This window comes from Paenibacillus sp. NPDC057967, from assembly GCF_042887015.1.
Classification (GTDB): Bacteria; Bacillota; Bacilli; order Paenibacillales; family Paenibacillaceae; genus Pristimantibacillus.
This window is the reverse complement of the sequence record NZ_JBHVQB010000004.1, coordinates 510,818-535,281: the sequence shown is the minus strand read 5'-3', so window position 1 is coordinate 535,281 and position 24,464 is coordinate 510,818. Positions and strand designations below refer to the sequence as shown.

Annotated in this window: 20 protein-coding genes and 1 other RNA gene; 19 read left to right on the top strand and 2 right to left on the bottom strand. The window is 51.6% G+C overall.

The features are described from left to right. Window positions 1-66 precede the first annotated feature (66 nt). The 12 genes from ACFVSO_RS13055 to rnpB all read left to right on the top strand — a co-directional run bounded on the left by ACFVSO_RS13055 (window position 67) and on the right by rnpB (window position 12,058). Window positions 67-216 carry a YqzL family protein gene (locus tag ACFVSO_RS13055; RefSeq protein ID WP_387474086.1) on the top strand — a complete coding sequence of 50 codons (150 nt, stop codon included), beginning with the start codon at window positions 67-69 and terminating at the stop codon, window positions 214-216. Between the two features lie 55 nt (window positions 217-271). Next, window positions 272-1,015, top strand: a complete 744-nt coding sequence (recO, locus tag ACFVSO_RS13050; RefSeq protein ID WP_387474084.1) for a DNA repair protein RecO — start codon at window positions 272-274, stop codon at window positions 1,013-1,015. A 332-nt stretch (window positions 1,016-1,347) separates the two neighbouring features. Beyond that, entirely contained in the window at window positions 1,348-2,226 is an 879-nt protein-coding gene (gene glyQ / locus ACFVSO_RS13045; protein ID WP_387474082.1) for a glycine--tRNA ligase subunit alpha, read from the top strand. 1 nt (window position 2,227) lies between these two features. Further along, window positions 2,228-4,309: a glycine--tRNA ligase subunit beta gene (gene glyS, locus ACFVSO_RS13040; protein ID WP_387474080.1), complete on the top strand. Its 2,082-nt coding sequence runs from the start codon at window positions 2,228-2,230 to the stop codon at window positions 4,307-4,309. Between the two features lie 40 nt (window positions 4,310-4,349). Continuing rightward, window positions 4,350-5,171 (top strand): pyruvate, water dikinase regulatory protein, encoded by an 822-nt coding sequence (locus tag ACFVSO_RS13035; RefSeq protein WP_387474078.1) that lies wholly within the window; start codon window positions 4,350-4,352, stop codon window positions 5,169-5,171. A 91-nt stretch (window positions 5,172-5,262) separates the two neighbouring features. After that, the gene (locus ACFVSO_RS13030) at window positions 5,263-5,730 is read left to right on the top strand and encodes a YaiI/YqxD family protein (RefSeq protein WP_387474076.1); all 468 of its coding nucleotides are present in this window, start codon (window positions 5,263-5,265) and stop codon (window positions 5,728-5,730) included. 65 nt (window positions 5,731-5,795) lie between these two features. Further along, window positions 5,796-7,625, top strand: a complete 1,830-nt coding sequence (gene dnaG, locus ACFVSO_RS13025; protein WP_387474074.1) for a DNA primase — start codon at window positions 5,796-5,798, stop codon at window positions 7,623-7,625. A 35-nt stretch (window positions 7,626-7,660) separates the two neighbouring features. Beyond that, window positions 7,661-8,794, top strand: coding sequence for an RNA polymerase sigma factor RpoD (rpoD, locus tag ACFVSO_RS13020; protein ID WP_387474072.1), 1,134 nt, complete (start codon window positions 7,661-7,663; stop codon window positions 8,792-8,794). Window positions 8,795-8,879: 85 nt separating this feature from the next. Further along, window positions 8,880-9,716 carry a hypothetical protein gene (locus ACFVSO_RS13015; RefSeq protein WP_387474070.1) on the top strand — a complete coding sequence of 279 codons (837 nt, stop codon included), beginning with the start codon at window positions 8,880-8,882 and terminating at the stop codon, window positions 9,714-9,716. Continuing rightward, window positions 9,716-10,489 carry a tRNA (adenine(22)-N(1))-methyltransferase gene (locus ACFVSO_RS13010; protein ID WP_387474068.1) on the top strand — a complete coding sequence of 258 codons (774 nt, stop codon included), beginning with the start codon at window positions 9,716-9,718 and terminating at the stop codon, window positions 10,487-10,489. Before ACFVSO_RS13015 ends, ACFVSO_RS13010 begins: the two co-directional genes overlap by 1 nt. After that, window positions 10,465-11,586 carry a Nif3-like dinuclear metal center hexameric protein gene (locus ACFVSO_RS13005; RefSeq protein WP_387474066.1) on the top strand — a complete coding sequence of 374 codons (1,122 nt, stop codon included), beginning with the start codon at window positions 10,465-10,467 and terminating at the stop codon, window positions 11,584-11,586. The genes ACFVSO_RS13010 and ACFVSO_RS13005 overlap by 25 nt, the downstream gene beginning before the upstream one ends. 67 nt (window positions 11,587-11,653) lie before the next feature. Next, window positions 11,654-12,058: RNase P RNA component class A (gene rnpB / locus ACFVSO_RS13000), an RNA gene on the top strand. Window positions 12,059-12,137: 79 nt separating this feature from the next. Here rnpB and ACFVSO_RS12995 read toward each other — a convergent pair. Next, window positions 12,138-13,988 carry a S8 family peptidase gene (locus ACFVSO_RS12995; protein WP_387474064.1) on the bottom strand — a complete coding sequence of 617 codons (1,851 nt, stop codon included), beginning with the start codon at window positions 13,986-13,988 and terminating at the stop codon, window positions 12,138-12,140. A gap of 184 nt (window positions 13,989-14,172) precedes the next feature. Between ACFVSO_RS12995 and ACFVSO_RS12990 the strand changes: the two genes are divergently transcribed. The 6 genes from ACFVSO_RS12990 to helD all read left to right on the top strand — a co-directional run bounded on the left by ACFVSO_RS12990 (window position 14,173) and on the right by helD (window position 20,964). Further along, complete coding sequence (locus ACFVSO_RS12990) at window positions 14,173-14,673, top strand: YpuI family protein (RefSeq protein WP_387474062.1); 501 nt, start codon at window positions 14,173-14,175, stop codon at window positions 14,671-14,673. 54 nt (window positions 14,674-14,727) lie between these two features. Next, entirely contained in the window at window positions 14,728-14,940 is a 213-nt protein-coding gene (locus ACFVSO_RS12985) for a DUF1540 domain-containing protein (protein ID WP_387474060.1), read from the top strand. A 5-nt stretch (window positions 14,941-14,945) separates the two neighbouring features. Further along, the gene (locus ACFVSO_RS12980) at window positions 14,946-15,371 is read left to right on the top strand and encodes a hypothetical protein (protein WP_387474058.1); all 426 of its coding nucleotides are present in this window, start codon (window positions 14,946-14,948) and stop codon (window positions 15,369-15,371) included. A gap of 133 nt (window positions 15,372-15,504) precedes the next feature. Further along, window positions 15,505-16,296: an ABC transporter ATP-binding protein gene (locus ACFVSO_RS12975; protein WP_387474056.1), complete on the top strand. Its 792-nt coding sequence runs from the start codon at window positions 15,505-15,507 to the stop codon at window positions 16,294-16,296. Next, window positions 16,284-18,662, top strand: coding sequence for a poly(ethylene terephthalate) hydrolase family protein (locus ACFVSO_RS12970; RefSeq protein WP_387474054.1), 2,379 nt, complete (start codon window positions 16,284-16,286; stop codon window positions 18,660-18,662). Before ACFVSO_RS12975 ends, ACFVSO_RS12970 begins: the two co-directional genes overlap by 13 nt. Then, window positions 18,643-20,964, top strand: coding sequence for an RNA polymerase recycling motor HelD (helD, locus tag ACFVSO_RS12965; protein ID WP_387474052.1), 2,322 nt, complete (start codon window positions 18,643-18,645; stop codon window positions 20,962-20,964). The genes ACFVSO_RS12970 and helD overlap by 20 nt, the downstream gene beginning before the upstream one ends. An 8-nt stretch (window positions 20,965-20,972) precedes the next feature. Here the strand turns inward: helD and ACFVSO_RS12960 are convergent, their stop codons facing one another. Next, window positions 20,973-21,869: a helix-turn-helix domain-containing protein gene (locus ACFVSO_RS12960; protein WP_387474050.1), complete on the bottom strand. Its 897-nt coding sequence runs from the start codon at window positions 21,867-21,869 to the stop codon at window positions 20,973-20,975. A gap of 684 nt (window positions 21,870-22,553) precedes the next feature. On the opposite strand from ACFVSO_RS12960, the gene glgB reads away from it, so the two are divergent. Then, window positions 22,554-24,461 carry a 1,4-alpha-glucan branching protein GlgB gene (gene glgB / locus ACFVSO_RS12955; protein WP_387474048.1) on the top strand — a complete coding sequence of 636 codons (1,908 nt, stop codon included), beginning with the start codon at window positions 22,554-22,556 and terminating at the stop codon, window positions 24,459-24,461. The last annotated feature ends 3 nt before the right edge of the window (window positions 24,462-24,464 follow it).

The following is a 24,464-nucleotide window of genomic DNA, read 5'->3' as shown; positions in this document are numbered from 1 at the left end:
CCCGAACTGTCACATCCTATAATGTCTGGAGCAGCAGCATTTCCGAGGCGAAAGGGATGAATACGTATGCGAGATTTTTCGTGGAAGTATTTTACGTTGACCGGGGATGTCGAATCCTTCATGCTTTATAAGGAAATGGATCAGCACGGATTATCCGCCCATCCAAGCGCTGCAGAGGGCTTGGATGAAGAGCTGGCGGGAGAAGAATTGGAGTAAGACTAGGGCAGCCTAGGCGGCCTGTTAGGGCTCGTTTCATGGGGGAGACGAAGGGATGCTTTATCGGGTAGAAGGAATCGTCATTCGCAGCATGGATTATGGGGAAAGCAATAAGATTGTCACTTTGCTGACGAAAACAAACGGGAAAGCGGGCGTTCTTGTCCGCGGCGCCAAAAAAGTGAAGAGCCGGCATTCTTCGCTGGCACAGCCCTTCACATACGGCGAATACCAATATTTTCGAAGCCAGGGCCTCGGAACGCTTAATCATGGTGAGATCATTGAATCTCACCATGATTTGCGTATGCAATTGGATCTCTCCGCATACGCATCTTATGCGGCAGAGATGACAGATCGTATTATTCAGGATGATGAGCCCACGGGTTTTCATTTTGAGCAATTGAAGGCATTCCTGTCCGCTATGGATGCCGGGAAAGATCCGCAGATTGTGACTCATTTGTATGAGATGAGAATATTGACACTGGCCGGCTATGCGCCAGAGATGGAGGAATGCATATCATGCGGAAATCGGGTAGGTCCTTTTCGCTTGTCAGCGCAAGGCGGGGGCATTCTGTGCGGAAGATGCGGCAATCGCGATCCATCAGCTTCAATGTTGAGCGAAGGAGCGTACAAGCTGCTCAGATTGTTCAATAAGCTGGACATGCGCAGACTGGGCTCCATCGCGGTAAAGCCGGAGACGAAGCTGGAGTTAAAGCATGTTATGCGCCAGCTGATGGATATTCAGCTTGGCTTGCAGCTAAAATCTCGTAATTTCCTTGATCAGCTTGATAAATTAGTTTGACTTTTGCAACCGAGATGAATACAATAGTAAATTATGAATAGCGGACAATGATGGAGAAAGTAATCTTGAATAGTCGACATGCTCAGCGAGCCGGGGAGAGTGGAAGCCCGGTTGGACATTCATGATGAAAGGCGCTCCGGAGTCCGATCGAACTAAGGCGGGTTGTCTTGTAATAGCAAGATAGCCAAGTAGGGTGGAACCGCGGGAATGACAACTCTCGTCCCTACGTCTGTGAGCAGACGTAGAGGCCGGGAGTTTTTTGCATGCCGCTGCCAATACATAAGTTGCTCAGAGTCCTGATTGGACAAAAAACGAAAAAGGAGTCGAGCCGAATGAATTTTCAAGGTATGATTTTGACGCTGCAGCAGTTTTGGGCGGAACAGAATTGCATTTTGGTCCAGCCATACGACGTAGAGAAAGGCGCGGGTACGATGAATCCGATGACCTTCTTGCGATCGATCGGCCCTGAGCCATGGAATGTGGCTTATGTGGAGCCTTCACGTCGTCCTGCAGACGGACGTTACGGCGAAAATCCAAACCGTCTGTATCAGCATCATCAATTCCAGGTTATTCTCAAGCCTTCACCAGACAATATTCAGGAGCTGTATCTGGAGAGCCTTAAGCGTCTGGGCATTGACGCTAAGGATCACGATATCCGTTTTGTCGAAGACAACTGGGAATCCCCGACGCTTGGCGCTTGGGGCCTTGGCTGGGAAGTATGGCTGGATGGCATGGAGATTACGCAATTTACGTACTTCCAGCAAGTAGGCGGCATTGACGCCAATCCGGTTGCGGTCGAAATTACGTACGGCATGGAGCGTCTTGCTTCCTATATCCAAGAGAAAGAAAATGTATTCGATCTGGAATGGGTGGATGGCGTAACCTACGGCGACGTATTCCGGCAGCCGGAGTACGAGCATTCGAAGTATACGTTCGAGACGTCGGATACAGCTATGCTATTCACTTTGTTCAACATGTACGAAGAGGAAGCCAAAAAAACGATGGAGCATCATCTGGTGTTCCCAGCATATGACTATGTGCTGAAATGCTCGCATACGTTCAATTTGCTGGATGCGCGCGGCGCAATCAGCGTTACGGAAAGAACGGGTTATATTACGAGAGTTCGCAACTTGGCCAGAGCGTGTGCGGCTACGTATCTGGAAGAACGCGAGCGTCTTGGCTTCCCGTTGCTGAAGAAAGGAGCGGAATAGGATGGCAAAGGATCTGTTGCTGGAAATCGGATTGGAAGAGGTGCCGGCGCGTTTTGTGCGGGCGGCTATGAACCAACTAAAGGATAAGACGGAGAAGTGGCTTGCAGATTCCCGTATCCCGCATGGTGAGGTCGAGGCCTTTGCAACACCTAGAAGGCTTGCCGTGCTGGTGAAGGACGTTGCGGAGAAGCAGGCGGACAGCAATGAAGAAGCAAAAGGCCCTTCCCGTAAAATCGCACAAGACGAAGCGGGCAACTGGAGCAAAGCTGCGCTTGGCTTCGCCAGAAGCCAGGGCGTAGAGCCCGAGCAGTTCTACTTTCAGGAGCTGGCTGGCGTTGAGTACGTCTATGCGAGAAAAAGCAGCATCGGAGCCGAGACGGCTGGTTTGCTGCCTGAAGGCTTAAGCCATCTGATTACGTCCATGTCCTTTCCGAAAAACATGCGTTGGGGCAGCTACGAGCTTCGTTTCGTTCGTCCGATTCGCTGGATGGTCGCTTTGTTCGGAGGGGATGTTATTCCGTTTGAAATTACAGGCGTGCCGACCGGTAACATCTCGCGCGGCCACCGCTTCCTGGGTGTTGACGCTGTAGTCCGGGAACCCGGACAATACCGTGAAGCGCTGCGCGAGCAGCATGTCATCGTCGATGTGAAAGAGCGTGAGGCGCTTATTCTGAAGCAGCTGGATGAGCTTAAAGCAGAGAAGGGCTGGACAATTGCCGTTAAGGAGGATTTGCTGGAAGAGGTATTGTTCCTCGTCGAGTATCCGAATGCGCTATACGGCTCGTTTGATCCTTCGTTCCTTCATATCCCGCAGGAAGTTCTAATTACCTCCATGCGAGAGCATCAGCGTTACTTCCCGGTGCTGGATGAGCAGGGCAAGCTGCTTCCTTACTTCGTCACGGTGCGCAACGGTGATCTTCGCTCTATCGAGCTGGTTGCCAAAGGCAACGAGAAGGTTCTTCGCGCCAGGCTGTCCGATGCGAAATTCTTCTATGAGGAAGACCATAAGCTGACGATCGAGCGTGCGAACAGCAAGCTGGAGTCCATCGTCTATCATGAAGAGCTGGGTACAGTTGCCGATAAGGTGCGCCGGATTACAGCCGTCTCTGAGACGATCGCAAGCAAGCTTGCCATCGGGCAAGAAGCAGCTTCGCAAGTATCCCGTGCGGCATCAGTATGCAAGTTTGACCTAGTGTCGCAAATGGTTTACGAGTTCCCTGAGCTGCAAGGCATCATGGGCGAGGACTACGCGCGCAAGCTAGGCGAGAGCGAGCAAGTAGCCAAGGCGATTAACGAGCATTATCAGCCAAGATTTTCCGGAGATGCGGTTCCTTCCGAAGTAACAGGCGCCATCGTCAGTCTGGCGGACAAAATCGATACGATCGTCGGTTGTTTCTCTATCGGTATTATACCGACGGGTTCTCAGGACCCTTATGCATTGCGCAGACAAGCGGCAGGCATCGTTCATATTTTGCTTGCTTTCGATTTCAAGCTTCAGCTTACGGAGCTGTACGATATTGCGCTGAATGTGCATAAAGAAAGAGGATTGAAACGTTCCGAGGCCGACGTACGTAAAGAATTGAACGACTTCTTTGCGCTTCGGGTGAAAAACTGGCTGTCCGAACAAAGTTATCGTTACGATGTTGTTGATGCGGTCATGGCGGCAGGCTTCGATGATCTGGTTCAGACGTCGAATCGCGCTTCGGCAGTAGCGGCATCTACGGCGGAAGAGTCGAGAGCGGAATTTAAGCTGGTTGTAGAGCAGTTCAACCGGGTTAGCAATCTTGCATCTAAAGCAACAACGGATAAGGTTGAGCCATCATTATTCGCGGAGAGCGCGGAGGGCAGCCTGTACGAGGCATGGCTTGCACAGCGTGATGCCTGCCAGGCAGCCATCGCGGAACGAAATATGGAAGAAGCGCTTCAATCCTTGTCTTCACTGAAGCCTGCGATTCAAGCTTACTTCGATAGTGTAATGGTTATGGCACAAGACGAGAAGGTTCGCGACAACCGACTGGCGACGCTGAAGAGCATCGCAGACGATATCGCGCAAGTCGCAGATTTCTCGAAGCTGGTTTGGTAATACAAGCTCTTCTTAATGCCAAAGGAAAGGATGAGGGAAGATGACGGAAGCAAGCCATAGGCCGGAAGTGATTGTCTATGTTGTATCCGATGCGGCAGGCGACACCGGCGAGCTGGTCGTTCGCGCCGCAATCGCGCAATTCCATCCGATCCATGCGGAGATTCGAAGAACCCCTTTCATCACGGACGAATCCGCCTTGCAGCGAATTACGGAGCAAGCGAAGCTCGCGCAGGCAATCGTCCTGTACACGCTGGTCATGCCGCATCTCCGTGAAGGCATGAAGCGGCTTGCGGAAGACAGCGGCATTGCTGCCATTGATTTGCTCGGTCCCTTCATTGAGACACTGGAGCAGAAGACGGGACGCAAGTCCAGACAAGAGCCGGGACTTAATCATGTGCTGGACGCCGATTACTTCCGCAAGGTCGAAGCTGTCGAATTCGCAGTCAAATATGATGATGCAAGAGATACCTCCGGCGTGCTGAAGGCTGATATCGTATTGGTTGGTGTTTCCCGGACGTCGAAGACGCCATTGTCCATGTATTTGGCCCATCAGAAGTATAAGGTGGCGAATGTGCCGCTTGTACCGGAGCTGAAGCCTCCAGATGAGTTGTTCAAGATTCCGAAGCAAAAGATTATTGGACTTACGATCAATACTTCCTACTTGAACGTCATTCGGAAGGAGCGTCTGAAGGCGCTGGGTTTGCCTAATACAGCTGCATACGCTACGACAGACCGGATCGAGAAAGAGCTGCGGTACGCCGAGGACATCATGAGCAAGCTGGATTGTTTCGTCATTGATGTCTCGCATCGGGCAGTTGAAGAGACGGCTAGTCTCATCATGGAATATGTCCGAAGCCATTGATGGCTGCGCGAGCAGGATTTTTTCCCGAAGCCGCCGTATATAATAGATATAGTGGCAGATGCAGTATGCAGATCGAGCGGTGATGATCCTAATGAGCAAAAAACCGACTATTGTGGTAGATGCCGACGCTTGTCCGGTGAAAACGGAAATCGTCGCTGCGGCAAGAGAATATGGCGTTCCCGTATGGATGGTCGCTTCATACGACCATCGTATGGAGCCGGGCGAAGGCGTGAGGGTTGTACAGGTCGATCGGAGCAGTCAATCCGTCGATCTGTATATCGTTAACCACGTCTCGGCCGGGGATATTGTGGTGACTCAGGACTTTGGACTTGCCTGCATGGTGCTGGGCAAGGGCGCCGTTGTCCTGTCGTCTCGAGGGGAGCAGTATACGGACGCCAATATTGACTATTTGATGGAGCGCAGACATGAAAGCGCAAAGTGGCGGCGCGGCGGGGGCCGTACAAAGGGGCCTCGCGCGATGACGCAAGACGATCGAGATGCGTTTCAACAAAAGATGACAAAACTTTTGAAAATCGAGCAGGAGAACCATGACGTTTAGCGAATATTATTTAGGACCTACTAAAGTCTATAGCGTTCTCTTGCTGGATGAAGGTGTGATGAACGATGACATACGGTAAAATACCGGAAGAAGTTATAGACGCGGTTCGCAAGCGTCATGACATCGTAGAAACGGTCGGGAAATACGTTCATCTTACGAAGCAGGGCAAATACATGAAGGGGTTATGTCCGTTTCATTCGGAGAAAACCCCTTCATTCACCGTTACGCCGGAGTTGCAGATTTTCCATTGCTACGGCTGCGGCAAGAGCGGCAATGTCATACGGTTCGTCGAGGAGATCGAGGGTTACTCGTTCCCCGAGGCGGTCCGGATACTTGCGGAGGAAGCGGACATTCCCGTTACCTGGATTTCTGAGAGCGGCAAAGCGCAAGCCCAGGATCCGAATCGGCAAAAAATCGTAGAAGCACATGAGCTGGCCATCAAATTTTATCATTACCTGCTGAACAATACGAAGCAGGGAGACCGGGCCAAGCAATATTTGCGGGAGCGAAGCATGTCGGATCGGCTCATTGATCATTTTATGATCGGCTTTGCGCCTGACGAGTGGGATGTGCTTACCCGGTTTTTGACGGGCAGAGGCTTCGACCCGGCGCTTATGGAGAAGGGCGGTTTGTTATCGGCGAAAAATGACGGCAGCGGTTATGTTGACCGATTCCGCGGACGAATTATGTTTCCGGTATGGGATGGCAACGGCAAAGCAACGGCTTTTGCTGCACGTATCATTAACGACGGTTCGCCGAAGTATCTCAATTCACCCGAAACGATGCTGTTCACGAAAAGCAGAACGCTTTACAACCTGCATTATGCGAAACCGGCTATTCGGAAGAGCAAGCAAGTTGTTGTGTTCGAGGGCTACATGGACGTCATCAAGTCATGGAACGCCGGTGTCAAGAACGGCGTTGCGACGATGGGTACGGCATTAACGGAAGAGCATTGCTCCATATTGAGGCGACATGCCGAGGAGGTTTTGCTTTGCTACGATGGCGACGACGCTGGACAAGCGGCCGCATACAAGTCTATTCCGATGCTTGAGGCGGCTGGGCTGAAGGTAGAGATCGCAATATTGCCGAAAGGCAAGGATCCAGATGAGTATATAGGTGAATACGGACCGGAAGCGTATATGCGGGAAATCGTGGACGAGCCCGTCTCCGTTACAAAATTTAAGCTTATATATTCAAGGAAAAACCATATACTGCTAAAAGAAGAGGGTCGTAAAAACTATCTGATGGAAGCGGTAGAAATCGTGGCCGGACTTGACTCCTCTACGGAACGCGAAGTGTATTTGAAGGAATTGTCCCGGGAGTTCGATATTTCGCTGGACGCGCTGAAGCAGGATTGCCACAGCATCCGGATGGAACAGCAAAAAAAGAAACCCCTCGGGGATAATAACGACAATTCGTGGAATAATGGTAGGAATGAAAAGCGCCGTACGTCTAGGGCGCCTAAGCTTCTGCCGGCATACACGTACGCGGAGCGGAGATTGCTGCATGTCATGATGCGGGATCGCGATGTGGCTGGAGCCGTACATGAACGGATTGGCGATTCCTTTAATGTAGAGGATCACGCAGCGCTTGCTGCTTATTTATACGCTTATTATGCAGGCGGATACGAGCCGGATGCCGCCCGGTTTATCGAGTCATTGCATGATGATCGTCTAGAGGAGACGGCTTCCTCCATCTTAATGATGGATAGTGACTTTCCTTTCGACGAAAACGTAATGGATGCTTATATCGATACGGTGCTGAAGGTTCCGAGGCTTCGTGAGATTGAAGGCAAGAAGGAAGAAATGGTGCGCGCCGAGCGCGCTGGCGACACCATGAGGGCAGCGCGATTAGGTCTTGAGATTATAACCCTAGAGAGACAGCTTAAAGGTTGACTTCATGATTGGTTCTAGGGAGGAGGGAGTCGGAAATGGCGAACGATCAACATACTGAATTAGATACCGAACAAAGGCTGGATCATGTCAAGGATCAGCTGATTGAAATTGGCAAGAAGAGATCCTCCTTAACGTATAAAGAAATTATGGAGAAGTTGTCTCCCTTTGATCAAGACCCAGAACAGATTGACGAGTTTTTCGAGCAGCTGGACGACTTGGGCATTGAAGTATTGAATGAGAATGAAGAGGAAAATCCGCTTCGGGTGAACAATGAGGAAGGGGAGCGCGAAGGAGGAGACGACTTCAACTTCGATGACGATCTGGCTCTTCCGCCGGGCATCAAAATCAACGATCCGGTACGGATGTACCTGAAGGAAATTGGCCGTGTCCCGCTCTTATCCGCCGACGATGAGATCGAGCTGGCTATTCGGATCGAGAATGGCGACGAAGAAGCGAAACGCAGACTGGCTGAGGCGAACCTGCGTCTGGTTGTCAGCATCGCCAAGCGTTATGTAGGCAGAGGTATGCTGTTCCTTGACCTCATCCAGGAAGGGAACATGGGCCTGATCAAGGCTGTCGAGAAATTCGACCACCAAAAAGGTTTCAAATTCAGTACGTACGCGACATGGTGGATCAGACAGGCGATTACTCGTGCAATTGCGGACCAAGCACGTACGATTCGTATCCCTGTTCATATGGTGGAGACCATTAATAAGCTCATTCGCGTTTCCCGTCAGCTGCTTCAAGAGCTGGGGCGCGAACCGACACCGGAAGAAATTGCGGTTGAGATGGAGCTTAGCACGGAAAAAGTACGGGAAATTATGAAAATTGCGCAAGAGCCGGTATCCCTTGAGACACCGATTGGTGAAGAGGACGATTCGCATCTGGGCGATTTTATCGAGGATCAGGAAGCGCTCGCTCCAGCCGACGCGGCTGCGTACGAGCTTCTGAAGGAGCAACTGGAGGATGTGCTGGATACGCTGACGGAGCGTGAAGAGAATGTGCTTCGCCTTCGCTTTGGGCTTGACGATGGACGTACCAGAACGCTGGAGGAAGTCGGCAAGGTATTCGGTGTAACGCGCGAGCGGATTAGGCAGATCGAAGCCAAGGCGCTTCGCAAGCTTCGCCATCCAAGCCGGAGCAAACGATTAAAAGATTTCCTAGAATAAAGTAGTTCTTATGACCTTTCTGCTCAAAGCAGCGAGGTCTTTTTTCCAATGAGCGACGTATTCAGACGGAGAGGAAGCCGACGAAATGAATCAAGAACGCAGGCAAATCATTGTAAGGGAAATTGATCATTGGCGAAGAAGCAAGCTTCTTCCAGATCAATACTGCGATTTTCTGCTGAACCTGTATGCGGACCCCGAAGAAGAACCGAGGGCAAAGCCTTCCACACATGCAGTAGGGAAAGCCATCGCAGCCGTTCAGAAGGCGACCGGCAAGCAATGGTTGCTTACATTTGGTGCTTTTACCTTAATTTCCTTCGTTGTGCTTTATTTTAGCCGTTTTCATCCCGCAATGCAAATTGGCGTAGTAATTGGCGTTGTAGCTGCTTTTCTATGGATAGGGAACCGATTCCGGGCGCGTCACGAAGCGGTTGGCTTGACGCTGACGAGCATCGGCATGCTAACGATGCTGGGAGGCGGCTTGCATATTCTTGATCTGCATGGCCTCATGCATTGGGGCTGGAAGATGGGGATGGCATCGCTTAGTGCGCTGTTTTGGATCATATACGGCATCAAAGCCCGGATACACGGTCTGCATTTGTGCGGCTGGCTGACTGCTCTGCTTGTCTATGGTTGGCTGCTTTCCCGTTTCACGCAAGATCCGGCATGGTACGAGGTTCAGCTCTATTGGCTGCCGCTTGCTATTCTGTTTGGCTGGAGCTGCTGGTTCTTCCACCGATGGACAAAGCCGGTATCCGCCATATTGTTCGTGACTTGCGCGCTGGCATGGTTTATGCCTGAGCTGTATACGCTCGTTGTTGTACATAATTCAGCTTGGCTGCAAGTGCAGCTTCTTATTAAAATCGCAATCGGCGGAGGACTCCTCTTCGCCTTGCGCAAGCAATGGATGGTGTGGGTAGCATAATGATTAAATTATCAAATCGTCTGCAGCGAATTGCAGACTATATTACGCCAGGCAATCGAGTAGCGGATATTGGTTCCGATCATGCTCTTCTTCCGATTTATTTGCTGCAAAGCGGGAAAGTCCCGACAGCGATTGCTGGTGAGCTTAACGAAGGACCGTATCAGGCTGCTAGAAAAGGCGCAGCCGATGCGGGCTTGCAGCAGCGCCTTGAGGTTCGCAAGGGAGATGGCCTGTCGGTGCTAAGCGGCGGTGAAGCCGACAGTGTCACGATCGCAGGCATGGGTGGCAGCTTGATGAGCATGATATTGGAAGCAGGCGATCAGGCGGGCAAGCTGCAAGGCGTCACGGAGCTGGTGCTGCAGCCGAACGTCGGAGAAGACGAGGTGCGGCTGTGGCTTCTCGGGAAAGGCTGGATGCTGTGCGAGGAGTCGATCCTGGAGGAAGACGGGAAGATCTATGAGGTATTGCATGCCAGACGTGCGGATCATGCGGCAGCATCCAATGAGGAGCTATATGACGGTTCTTTTTTGCCGCTTGATTGGGATAGAGGAGAGCTGAAGGGACTTTTGGTGCGTATGGGTCCTCATTTGCTTCGCAAGCCAACTGCGGTCTTAATCGAGAAGTGGAGGCTTGAGATCGAGAAGCTGGAGCGGATATGCAGACAGTTAAGCGGTTCGGAGCTTCCGGAATCCGCTTTGAAGAAAACACAATTCGAGCGAGATATTAGACGGATCGAGGAGGTGCTGGGATGTTTGCCAACGGAGCTACAATAGTACAGTATATGGAGCAGCTGGCTCCCAAGCATTACGCGGTTGAGAATGACAAGATCGGCTTGCAGCTGGGTACGCTGAACAAGACGGTCAATAAAGTGCTGGTTGCGCTTGATGTGACCGATGAAGTGGTCGAGGAGGCAATTGCCGAAGGCGCTAATCTCATTATTGCGCATCATGCCATTATCTATCGCCCGCTCGCGAAGCTGGATACATCCACGCCTGCTGGCAAGCTATATGAGAAGCTGATCAAAAATGATATTACCGTATATATTTCCCACACGAATCTGGATGTGGCAGACGGCGGTGTCAACGACTGGCTGGCTGATCAGATCGGTATTCAAGCAGATGGACGCGCTTGTCTGGAAGAAATTCATACGGATAAGCTGTATAAGCTGGTTGTCTTTGTGCCGGAGAGCCATCATGAGGCAGTGCTGGAAGCGATATGGCGTACCGGAGCAGGAGAGATCGGCAATTATGGCAACTGCAGCTTCAATATCAAAGGAACCGGAACGTTCAAACCAGGCGAGGATACGCAGCCATTCATCGGAAGCGAAGGCAAGCTGGAGCGCGTAGATGAAGTGCGTATTGAAATTATTGTCCCGTACAGCATTCATCGCAAGACGGTTAGCGCTATGCTGAAGGCACATCCGTATGAGGAAGTAGCTTATGATCTGTATCCGGTTGATCTGAGGGGCCGATCATTTGGTCTAGGCCGTGCAGGCAAGCTGGAAGAACCGACGACGCTTGGCGAGCTTGCGCTGCGGCTTAAGGCGGCATTTGAAGTTCCGATGCTGCGTATTGTCGGTCCAGCTGATCATCCCATCCGCAAGGCAGCAGTCCTTGGCGGATCGGGTGCTCGCTACGTCAGGCACGCCATTTTTGCCGGAGCAGATGTATTAGTAACAGGAGATATTGATTACCATACGGCCCATGATGCGCTTGCTGCAGGCATGACGATCATCGATGCCGGCCACAATATCGAGAAAGTGATGAAGGAAAAAGTGGCGGAATGGCTAAATGCCAAGCTGAAGGATAGCAAATCGGATACGGTAACTGCAGCCTCTAAGCTTGCAACAGAACCATTCACCTTTGTGTGACCCTGAACTGGCAATAAATCAGGGTTGAGCTTTCGCCTCAAACCTTGTATACTAAATCGTGCATCGGAAAGTTTGACAGACAATCGCTGGCAGCTTGGCTGCGAGAGGAAAGTCCGGGCTCCACAGGGCAGGATGCTGGATAACGTCCAGTCAGCGCGAGCTGAAGGATAGTGCCACAGAAATGGACCGCCGATGGCTGCCGCAAGGCATGCACAGGCAAGGATGGAACCGTGGTGTAAGAGACCACGAGGAGCGCAGGTGACTGCGTTCCTGGTAAACCCCATCTGGAGCAAGACCGAGAGGACGCGGCAGCTTTCGAGGCTGCAGCCTTAGCCCGAGGCGCGTCCGGGTTGGTTGCTGGAGCCATGCAGCAATGTATGGCCTAGATAGATGATTGTCGCTTCACAGTGGGAGGGTCGTTCCCGTTCATACCACTAGAAGTACAGAACCCGGCTTACGGCAAGCTTTCCGCACGGAATTCTAACATTCATAACCATGTATAAGAGGCCGTCTGTCGGATGACAGACGGCCTCTTTGCGTTTACTGTTTTTCTATTTGAGGATAGAGTCAAGGCGGCGTTTCACTTGCTTGGGATACGTCTGCAATGTACCGCCATAGCTGGTCGCAGCATTCAGTGCCTTCACAATATCGATCTCGCCATATCCGAAGTAGATGTCCTTGCCGCTTGTGCCCAGATCGCGGGCCGATGTTCGCATAATTTCCATCACTTCTTGATTGGACAGCGACGGATTAGCGGATCGGATCAAGCCCGCCAGCGCAGCAACATGCGGACTGGCCATGGATGTGCCGGACAATGCGGCGTATTGGCTGCCGGGATACGTGCTTGCGATGCTGTCGCCTGGCGCCGCAACGTCAATATAATCGCCGTAATTGGAGAAGGAAGCTTTCTCTTTATTATTATTGGTCGCAGCTACGGCGAATACTTCCGGATAAGCTGCCGGATATCCAGGCCGCTCGGTATTATCGTTGCCGCTCGCCGCAATCAGAACGACATCACGTTCATAGGCGTATTTGATCGCATCATGCAGGAAATCGGCTTGGGCATAGTTGCCTAGGCTCATGTTGATGACTTTGGCGCCATTGTCAACCGCCCAGATAATGCCTTGCGCGACTGAATAAGTGGAGCCAGCGCCGCTGCTGTCCAGCACCTTGACCGGCATAATTTTGTTGTACCAGGAAATTCCAGCTACCCCTTCGCCATTATTGACGGATGCCCCGATAATGCCGGCGACATGTGTGCCGTGACCGACGTCGTCGTCCGGTGCCTTGTTTTTATCGACGATGTTCGTGCCGCTGAGGAGCTTGCCTTGTAGATCGGGGTGACTGCTTTGGACCCCTGTATCAAGGACGGCGATAATGACGCCTTCATCGCCCTTGGAGACGTTCCAGCCCTTCTCCGTTTCAATGGAAGGCAAATTCCATTGATATTTGGAGTAGAGCGCATCATTCGGAATGATCGGGTCGGCCGCAGCTCCGGCATTTTCATTCGTCAAGTACAGATAATGAGGCTCCGTGTAATGCGGGTTCCATTTCTGCTTAAAATATTGCATGAGCGCTTTGGTCTCCAGCGACTTGGAACGGAATACGAAAGTATCGCCAATCTGCTGCATGGATTCAAAATTGATGTCTTTGCGAATACGATTCATATCCGCCTCGGTCAAGTCGCGGTTGAAATGAACGACGACATCGCGGATATGATAATGACTCGCATTGCCGTTATCCTCGCCTGTGCGTACGGTGGTATCGACTGTCGAGTTGGGCTTCACGGATTCGATCCGGTAGTTGCCTTCCGCTGGATAAGGAATGAGCCGCAAATTCCGTTTCTGATGCATTTCCACCTGCTTGATAATATCCTGTTTGACGATGCCGACTACGCCGGTTCCAGGATGCTGCTCATCAGGCACACCTAACACGATATAACGGCTTCCGTCTTTGCCTTCGAACGGAGGCGATTCATAGGTTGCGCCTTTCGCAACGTGAGAGCTGGCTTCTTGCGCATAAGAATGGGATTCGTTGCTCTTGCTTGGCGGCAGTTGTCCCTTGTGATGTGATTTGCCAGCGGAGATCCAATCCAGGTATCCGATGTGGGAGTGCTCCTTCAGCAGGCTGTCCATCGCCTGGAGAGCTTTCGCTTCGGATTCGCCGCCTGCGTTCATAATATTACGGAAGTCCTTAGCGGTCTCCGTTGCAACAAGCAGAGCCGTTGCGTTCATGTCGTTCTGCAAGGCGGCCAGCTTGTGCTTCTGCTCATGATGAACGGAGAGCGGGGCGGGCTGGGATGGCTCCTCCTGTTCTTTCGGAGGGGCATAGAATGGCGCTGCGGGAATAAGCAGCGCCGCTAACGCTATAAGTGTAAAGGCGGCTATCCAAGATTTTCGCATGCTGCATCCTCCATATTCCAATGTGTTCAAAGTGGTTCAATTCATGTCCTTCTTAGATTCCGAATGAAGGGATCAAATTATGCGGCCATTTCGTGAAACGCCAGTACCGTTTCCTTGGAATTTGTGGTACTATGTGTGTTGATATAGTTTTTTTGCTTGGAATTAGGAAAGGGGATCTACCACCATGCCATCGACAAATGTTAAAGCGCTAGCTGAATCCACACGCGAAAAATTAAAAGGAGCGGTTGCGCAGCTGGAACCGTTTCTCAATGACTACTCCTTACCCCAGCTGACAGGCGAAGACGGCGGAGAAGATGCCACGATCTTCTATAAAGGATTGCTTGCTGACCTTCGTCATTTGCTCGTATATTCTGAAGTTTCGGTAGAAAAACTGGGTGTTCTGCTCAGAAGACCTAATTTCGATATGGAATTTGGCGAGCGTGCGCTGTATGAAGCGTACCACCAATGTGTCAATGCGTTCTTCTATCCTAAAAATGAATGTTATTCGGAAGACGGCCGTTACGCCTACACCGGCCAGGACGCCATCCGCTTCAGATTCAAGCCGATACGAGAAGCGCGCAATATCGTGCTGGGGGTATCGAAGGTGTTCGAAGAGCTCCGCGACGACCTGGCGTATTATGAAAGCGACTATATGACCCAGCGCCGTATGCAAGGCTCAAAATAAGGCAGAATGAATCACTTCCGCACGAGGAACAATGTGTAGCGGAGGTGATTTTTTATGCCGAAGGGCGTATCTTGCAGCGTTGCCAATTGCAGCTTCTGGGAAGAAGGCAATAATTGCGGCGCAAGAGAAATTATGATCGATATCGACCAGCATGCCAAAGGCTCGTTCCAAGTGGAATTTGCCGGTGATGAATTAGGTCTGTTCCATCAAGACCAAGCGACGGAATCCGCTGCTACGTGCTGCCACACCTTTAAGCCAAAGGAGTGATTGGGATGGATCGGAACAGAGACAATGAAGTGGAATACCGCAGGTCTTCCGAGAAGGAAACGGAAGCTAACTTCGCGCCAACCAACAGCGGACAGCCCAATCAAATGGCGAATGTCAATGAAGAGATGGGCGCCGATTTCGCTTACGGTATGCCGGTGACGCATACCGAGCGTATCGCAAGCCGTCACGAGCGTGACGGTGAGGATGCCGTAACGGAATCCAATGGTTATGCGCTTGGCTGGGTATCGCTTGTATTCGCTATTGCGTCCTGGTTTATCTGGCCGGTGCTGATGGGCGTGACATCTGCCGTGCTTGGTTTTATCGCGTATCGTCAAGGGGCAAAAGCGCTTGGCGCTTGGTCCATGACGCTAGGTCTGATCGCAGTCGTGCTTAATTTGGTCATCGTTCCCTTTTATTATGCTTTAACGTAGCCATCATAAAGATGATGCAAGGCTCCTCCGGTATCGGGGGGGCCTATCTTTTACGCCAGCTGGTATTCGGTGTATGATATTGATAGAATAGATATCCATGATTGCGAGAAAGAGAAGCGGGAGGGGAAAAACGATGATAATCGATATATCCCATGTGACATGGGAACGCGGTGACGACATGATCCTGAATAATGTGAGCTGGCAAGTGGGCGAGCGTGAGCATTGTTGCCTGCTGGGACTGAACGGCTCTGGTAAAACGACACTTTTAAATATGATAAACGGGTACATATGGCCTACCAGCGGCAAAATCAGCGTCATGGGTCATACCTTTGGTGAATACGATCTGCGCGAGCTGCGCAAAAGCATCGGTTGGGTAAGCACATCGCTGCAGCAGAGGCTGTATGGCAGCCAAACAGCCCTGGATATCGTACTAAGCGGCAAGTTCTCCACCATCGGCGTATACGATAAGCTGGAGGAGGAGGATATAGAGCGCGCTCGCTCGCTGATGGATTCCTTAGGCTGCTCATCCTTTACAGCACGCACTTATGATACCTTGTCTCAAGGCGAGCGCCAGCGTGTGCTGATTGCCAGGGCGCTGATGAATTCTCCGAAGCTGCTTATTCTGGACGAGCCATGCACGGGTCTGGATATATTTGCGAGGGAAAGCCTGTTGTCCATGATTGACGCCATTGCGAAGCAAGATGATGCGCCTACGCTTATCTATGTTACCCATCATGTGGAAGAGATATTGCCGTGCTTTACGAAGACGCTGCTGTTGAAAAAAGGTCAGGTCTACGCATCGGACACAACAGAAAACCTGATGACTTCGGAGGGAATGGGTACGTTTTTTGACGTGCCGGTTCACATTGAGAATCAATTTGGGCGATATTGGCTTTCAGTGAAGGGGAACGCATGGACCCTATAACAGAGCCGCGTTCGCGCACGCGCAAAGCAGCGAGCTGGTTCAAGAGCCGCCATGCCCAGCGGCTGAAGCGTGAAGGCTTTGTTACCCGATTTGCCGGCGGTATATGTATGCTGTTCAGCTCCGTATCCATGTCACTTGCTGTTCTTGGCATGCCGACCGGTTTAGGGGTGTGGATCGATCTGTTGCTATTCCTGGCGGCCAATGCAATGCTCATGGCGCTGCTCGGTTATGTAGTGTCGTCGCTTCTGAGCTACCTGTATGTGCCGCTTCCTCGAAAGCTGACGGCATATGTGCTGTACACAGGTGCTCAGAGCGCAGTCGTTCTTTTTTTCACTGAACTGGGCACGATGATTTCTATTTTGTTTGGCGCCGCATATGCAATAGCTGCGTTGATCGTCGGACTGTTGTTCGGTTTTGTGCTGAACCTGAAGGTTCCGCGTACCGCCAAGGCTGCGTTGACTATCGCATTTGCCATGCTGATTGCATCCGTGCCGTTCTATTCGGGCTGGCCCGCTCCGGCCAAGCAGCCGGAACGCGTCGAGGCGGCTTCGCAGGACCGCATGGATCCTTCTGTAGAGCCAGCGCTAATCGATGCGGAGAATCCCGCCGAGGCTGGCAAATACAGCGTCCAATCCTTTAACTATGGAAGCGGGCAAGACAAGCATCGCGATGTGTTCGGCAAGAATGTCGAGGTCGTGACGGGGTCAATCGATGCTTCCGATTATATAACAAGCTGGTCTAAGCTCAAGACCTGGTTTTGGGGATTCGATGAGCATAATCTTCCTCTGAACGGCCGGGTATGGATGCCTGTGGGAGAGGGGACTTTTCCGCTTGTCCTTATTGTGCATGGCAATCATCTGATGGAGTACTTCTCCGACGGCGGGTACGCCTACCTGGGCGAGCTGCTGGCCAGCCGGGGGATGATCGCCGTATCGGTAGACGCCAATTATATGAACTATTCGGTATGGTCAAGCCTGCCCAATGACGATATGAAAATTCGCGGCTGGCTGCTGCTGAAGCATCTCCAGCAAATTCAGACCTTGGCAGCTGACAAGGAAACGCCGTTTGCTGGCAAGGTCGACTGGGACAAGATCGGTCTGATTGGCCATTCACGCGGCGGCCAAGCTGTCGCGATTGCGGCTGATTCAGAGCGCTGGTTCGCAGAGGATGAGTCCTTGAACAGCATCCGCGATATTCATATTCAGTCTGTGGTCGCGATTGCGCCGACGGACAAGCGTGTAGACGATAAATCGGCTCAGCTGCGCGATACGAACTATTTTACGATCCAAGGAGCCATGGATGCCGATGTGAACAACTTCTATGGCGAGCGGCAATATAGCCGCGTTACATTCAGCGGAGAATCGGATCGTTTCAAGGCTCAGCTGTATCTCTCTCATGCCAATCACAGCCAGTTCAACACCGATTGGGGAACGATGGACGAGCGATTGCCGGGAGGGTTGCTGCTCAACCAGGAAAACCTGATGAATCCGGAGGACCAGCGGGAGATTGCCAAAGTATTTATTTCCGCCTTTCTGGAGGCAACGTTGCATGACCGCGTGGAGTATAAAGCTTTATTCCAGGATTATCGGTCCGGCCTTCAGTGGCTTCCGCAAACCGATTATGTGAGCCGCTATGAAGGGGCTGATTTTGTTCGGTTCGTCCACTACGATGCGTTTAACCGGTTTATCGGCCAGACCGCATACGAAGGGATGGTAGCCGGAGAGAAGGAGAAGCCTAAAGACCGGGATGGCAATACGAAGGGGACGTCGGGCATGTCGCTGCAATGGGAAGAGCCGGGGGCCATCTATGAGCTGGAGCTGTCATTAGCCGCAGTCCATGAGCTGGAGAAGGTGGAGGAAGGCAGCCTCGTGTTCTCCCTGTCTAATCTGGAATGGGATCTGGTATCGGAGGAGAAAGAAAAAGAGGGATTGCCCGAGGATGCCGGTGATGCAGCGCAGGATCGCGATGAATCTCCCGCAATAGATGGAGAAGCAGAGCTTCCGCCGCTGCCAAGCATCGAGATTGTGCTGACGACCGACTCCGGTGAAGTGCTGTCGGTTGAGCTTGAACAATTCATGAGCGTGCCGGAGCCCGCATACACTTCTTTTTTGAAGATGGGATTTCTGGAGGACAGAGTTAAAAACAACAAGTATCGAAATCCGGTAGAAGCCGTCTATCAGACCTTTATTATCCCTATCGAGCTTTTTGGTTCGTCGGATGAAGAAACGGATGAAGACAGCGAGCCGCTTACGCCGCAAGAAATTAGCGGAATCCAGTTCCGCTTTCAAAGCGAGCGCGGCAAGGTAATGCTGGATGATATCGGATTTTTGCCTAGAGGAGGTTCCTATGTCGAATATCGAAAATGACCACAATGAAGAACAAGCTCGCGTAGACAACCTGACAGGATTGATTCGAGATAGAATAGAGACATTAAAGGAAAAAACCGGCGGCATCCGGGGTGAGATTGTCGACATCCGGCGCGATTTCTGGGATGATGTCACGGTGAATTTTGAGGACTCAGCCGAGACAGCGGAAACGTATGCCAGCATGAAGCAGCAGGCTGAACTGCTGTCGGAGCGGGAGAGAAGCCATCGTCATATGACGGAACAGCTGGCTACGCTGGAGCGGCTTAAGACATCCCCTTACTTCGGCCGCATTGATCTTATCGATGAAGCTGATCCGGGAGCAAAGCCGGATGTGATTTATCTGGGCGTAGGATCGTTGCTGGATGATTCTGGCGAGGAATATTTGATCTACGACTGGCGGGCGCCAGTATCCAGCGTCTATTACGATTATGGGCCAGGGCCGGTCTCTTATGAGACGCCAGCCGGCACCATACGCGGCGAGATGACGCTGAAGCGGCAATATATGATACGGGGCGGCGTCATTCGAAGCATGTTCGATACTGGCGTCACGATTGGCGATGAGCTGCTGCAAGAGGTGCTGGGCAGTGGCTCCGATGCAGCCATGAAGACGATTGTGGCCACGATTCAACAGGAGCAGAACGCGATCATCCGCAACGAGCGCGCAAGACTGCTTATTGTGCAGGGTGCGGCGGGCAGCGGGAAAACATCCGCAGCGCTGCAGCGTGTTGCGTATTTGCTGTACCGATATAGGGGTGTGCTTAGCGCAGACCAAATTGTGCTGTTCTCGCCCAATCCGATGTTCAATAGCTATGTATCGACGGTATTGCCAGAGCTTGGCGAGAAAAATATGAATCAGACAACTTACCAGCAATACCTGGAGCATCGGATCGGCAGAGATTTCACCCTGGAAGATCCGTTCACCCAAATGGAATATACGCTTACGGCGATGACCGATAAGGATTACCGCGCACGCTTGGACGGAATTGGGCTGAAGTCGAAAGCGGACTATATGGAGCTGATGGACCGGTATGTAGCGCAGCTTGGCGAATCTGGCCTTGTATTTAAGTCTATCGTCTTCCGGGGGCATACGCTCATTAGAGGCAAAGCGATGGCAGAGAAGTTTTACGAAATGGATCGCACGATCTCGATCCCGAACCGGCTTCGATCTCTAAGCATCTGGCTGCTTAAGGAATTAACGAGTCTTGCCAAGCTGGAGCAGAAGAAGAAATGGGTAGATGAAGCGATTGAGCTGCTTGACAATGAAAGCTATGCCCTGGCTTATCAAGAGCTAAGGGGAAAAAATAAATTTACCGAGCATTCTTATGATGATTTTGACTCCGAGCGCAATTACTTGGCGGCCAAAATGGTCCAGGAGAAGTTCAAAAAGCTGCGTCGCCGTGTGAAGCAAGGCGCGTTCCTCGACGTTCCAGCCATCTATAAGGCGCTCTACCGCCCTAATGCAGCGGCAGTGAAGGGAAATAGCCTCTCCGGTGAATGGAGCCGTATAAGCGCGATTACGCTGGAGCGGCTGGAGGCTGGGATTATGCCTTACGAGGATGCAACCCCCTATTCTTATTTGAAAGAAAAATTGGAAGGCTTCCGCACGCATACGACAGTGAGACATCTGTTCATCGATGAGGCCCAGGACTACTCGGAGTTCCAGTACCGGTATTTAAAACGGTTGTTCCCAAACAGCAAATTCACGTTGCTTGGAGACTTTAATCAATCGATCTTCGCCCATTCGGGTACGGGTGAAATATTCCATACGATAAGCGCTTTGTTCGAGCAAGGGGAGACCGAGCGTATTACCTTGTATCGCAGCTACCGGTCAACCAGGCAAATCGTGGAGTTTGCCAGCCGCATCATCGAAGGCGGCGAACGCATTGAGCCTTTCAACCGGAACGGAGTGGAGCCGACATTCACGCAAGCCGCTTCTCAGGAAGCATTACCGGCTGTAATCGCCGAGCGGCTGCGGCTGCTGGAGAAAGCGGGGTATGAGTCCGTTGCTATCATTTGCAAGACGGCTGAGGAGGCTAAGCGAATCAGCGAGCAAATGGCGCCGGTCTACCCAGGGCTTCGACTGATCGAAAAAGAAACGGTAACCTTCGAGAAAGGAAATGTCATTATTCCTTCTTATTTGGCAAAAGGCGTAGAGTTCGACGGCGTCATTATTAGCGACGCATCGCAACAAGTCTATTCGCGGGAAAGTGAGAGGAAGTTGTTCTATACAGCATGCACTCGCGCTATGCATGAGCTGCATCTCTGCTACACAGGACAGCTTACTCCGTTTCTGAAGGCGTAGTTCAGGCGTTACTTGCGAATGGAAGGCCATATGTGATGGACATCCACACGAAGCTCCGAGGCGATCAGCTCTGCTGTGAGCCTCTGGGGCTTTTCGATTTTTCCGTTCCTCAGCTTGGAGATCGTCTGCAAGGAAATGCCGGTGGATGCAGCGAGGTGACCCGCCGACATATCGCGCTTGGCCATCCATATTTTCAGCTTCGTGGCGGAATCGACAGCTTGATCGTTGGCAGGACGGAGGTCCCATACGACAAAGGCCAGCTCGCTGCAATGACCGAAGCTGTCCAAAACAGGATAATAAGTCAGCTCCAGCTCCAGCTCGATTCCGCTTAATTTGCTTGTATGAATGGTTACGTTTTGTTCCTTTTGCAGCCGGGAGGTTTCCTGGAGGATCTCCATCATGCGCGGGCGTTCATTCTCGGCGATGAATTGCAGAAGGGTCTCATCCTCCATTGTGGTGTCCGGCTCGAACAGGAGCGGCGCCATATTGTCGCGCAGAAACCGGATATGCAGATGCTTGTCGACAACTCCGCTGATGAGTACCTTGCCTTTGTCGAGCTGACGGTCAATCCACTTGTACGCAGTCAAGTCCTCAAAGATGAGGAAGGCCCGGATCCAAGGATCATCCGTCTGCGCGGGAAGCGGGATCTGCTCGATCCGGACAGCTAATTCGTTTTTGCGTTTAGTCTGCATCAAGATTTCGCGCTTTACGATGCGTTTCTGCAAATCAATGCCGTATTGGCTTTTCAAATACTGGCTCTTCGTCGCCTGCAGATGGGGCAGAGGGTATCCGGTCAGCTTCATAAACGCTTCATTGGCATCTACCACCTGAACAATTCCGTCATGTTCCTTCAAGATGAGCATCGGTTGGTTCAATAAATGAAACAGTTGTTGATGAACAGACAAAAATGACCCCCCTCTATTTACCAGTTTCTCGTATATAATTGAATTAAAGTATATGATACCGCCTATCGGTTCACAAGGTCGGCACAGGCAGACACAACCAACAGAGTTACATTATGTTTAATTATTTAAACTTCAGCGCCGAAATGGGGCTTACGGATAGCATGAGGTGTTTTGGGTTGTCTTTATCCCTTGAAATGGGACTACAGTCAGCTTTATTCTGTACACATTTCCCGCTAATATTAATTTCGAGCCGCTAAGCAGCGATGTCGCATGACTAGCATTGCATACAACAGGGAGGAACATCGAGTGAATAGCTGCAGCATTGAAGATTGCATGAAGCCGGTAAAAGCGAAGGGGCTTTGCGCCATGCATCATCAACGTATGTTAAGACATGGGGACCCTAACATGGTTAGACCCCGACGTGTGAAGAAATCTATCGAATGCAAGTGGGTCAATTGTGATGAAGAAGCCGTTTCGAAAGGATATTGCTCGAAACACTACTACATCCAACGGGTAATGAATTTGGTGTAATGTAAAGATTTCATTAAAATTACGTCGAAAAGTGAGGTATTGTGACATATACCTTCTCTTTTTGGTTAGTTTTTATGAAAACAGACTGTTTTATTTTCACGACAGCATGTATAATGAGCGTAAATCCTTTTTCCAGCGGAGGTGAAGCTGCGCATGGCAGAAGCGGCGCTTGTCGGCTTGTCCGAAGAAGACGTCTATTTGTTCAACCACGGATCGTCTTATCACAGCTACCGGTTTATGGGAGCGCATCTTGCGGAAGCGTCCGGCATAGCCGGCGTCCGGTTTGCGGTATGGGCTCCCAGCGCTAGAGAAGCAAGGGTCATCGGCAGCTTTAATGGCTGGGACGGGAGCGGTCACGTCATGCGCCGAATCGGCACTACGGGCGTGCATATGCTGTTCATCCCTCATTTGACGGAGGGAGCACTGTACAAATACGAATTGGTCACCGAAGACGGCACACCAATCAGGAAAGCCGATCCGTATGCCTTCAGCTCCGAGAGGCGGCCGGGGACAGCCTCCGTCGTAACGTCTCTTGGGGGCTTCGACTGGAATGACCGTGAATGGAATCTGCATAAGAGCCGCCATACGCCATACGCCAGCCCGCTTCTGATCTATGAAGCTCATGCGGGCTCGTGGAAGATTAAAGGGAAAGAAGTTTTTTATACATACGAGGAGCTGGCTGATGAGCTGGTTCCTTATGTCGCGGAGCTAGGCTATACCCATATCGAGCTGATGCCGCTCGCTGAGCATCCGCTCGATCAATCCTGGGGCTATCAAGTTACGGGCTTCTACAGCGCGACGAGCCGCTACGGCAGCCCCAAGGGCTTGATGCGCTTCGTGGATGCCTGCCACCAGCATAGCCTGGGCGTCATCCTGGACTGGGTGCCCGGACACTTCTGCAAGGACGATCATGGCTTGCGCCTGTTCGACGGGTCGCCACTATACGAAGGTTATGATACGAACCGGGCGGAGCTGCCGTTATGGGGCACGCTTGCCTTTGATTTCTCACGCCGGGAAGTGATCAGCTTCCTGATCTCGAGTGCACTCTTCTGGATGGACCTTTACCACATCGACGGCCTGCGTGTTGACGCAGTCGCCAATATGCTGAATTTGCATATGGATAAGCCGCCTCACATGCACACCTACAACGAATTTGGCGGAAGAGACAACCTAGATGCTCTTCGCTTCCTCAAACGATTGAACGAGATGGTATTTCACTACTACCCCGACGCTTTGATGCTGGCGGAAGATTCCTCCGCATGGCCTGCCGTAACCTCCCCGACCTATCAAGGGGGACTCGGCTTTAACTTCAAATGGAATATGGGCTGGATGAATGACATGCTTCGCTATATGTCGCTCCACCCGAATGATAGACCGCATCATCACCATCTCATTACATTCTCCTTATGTTATGCCTTTTCCGAAAATTATGTTTTGCCGCTCTCGCATGATGAAGTGGTCCATGGCAAGCGCTCGCTCCTGAACAAGATGCCTGGCAGCTACGAAGAGAAATTTGCTCAGCTTCGGCTGTTCTACGGCTACTGGATGACCCACCCGGGTAAAAAATTACTCTTCATGGGAGGTGAATGGGGACAATTCGACGAGTGGAAGGACGGCGATATGCTGGACTGGATGGTGCTCGGTTATGACAGCCACAGAGACATGCTCGGCTATGTGCGAGCCCTTAATAATGAGTACCGCTCCCTTCCCTCACTGTGGGAGAAGGATGCGGAACCGGAAGGATTCCAGTGGATCGACGTTCATAATGCGCAGCAATCTGTCATATCCTTTATCCGTCGCGGCCGATCGAGCTTCTCTGTTATTATTGCCAATTTCTCTAACCGCGATTATCGCGATTACCGTATCGGCGTACCCGATCCGGGCGAGTATGAAATTCGGATTCATAGCGGAGGAATCCTGTCAGGCGCCGCTGCGTCGGCACAGCCGAACGGCTATTGCACGGAGGACGTCAGCTGGCATGGCCAAGACCAGAGCATCTCGATTCATCTTCCCCCCTATACCTTCATGCTGCTTGCACCTCGCACGGGGGACACATTATAACCA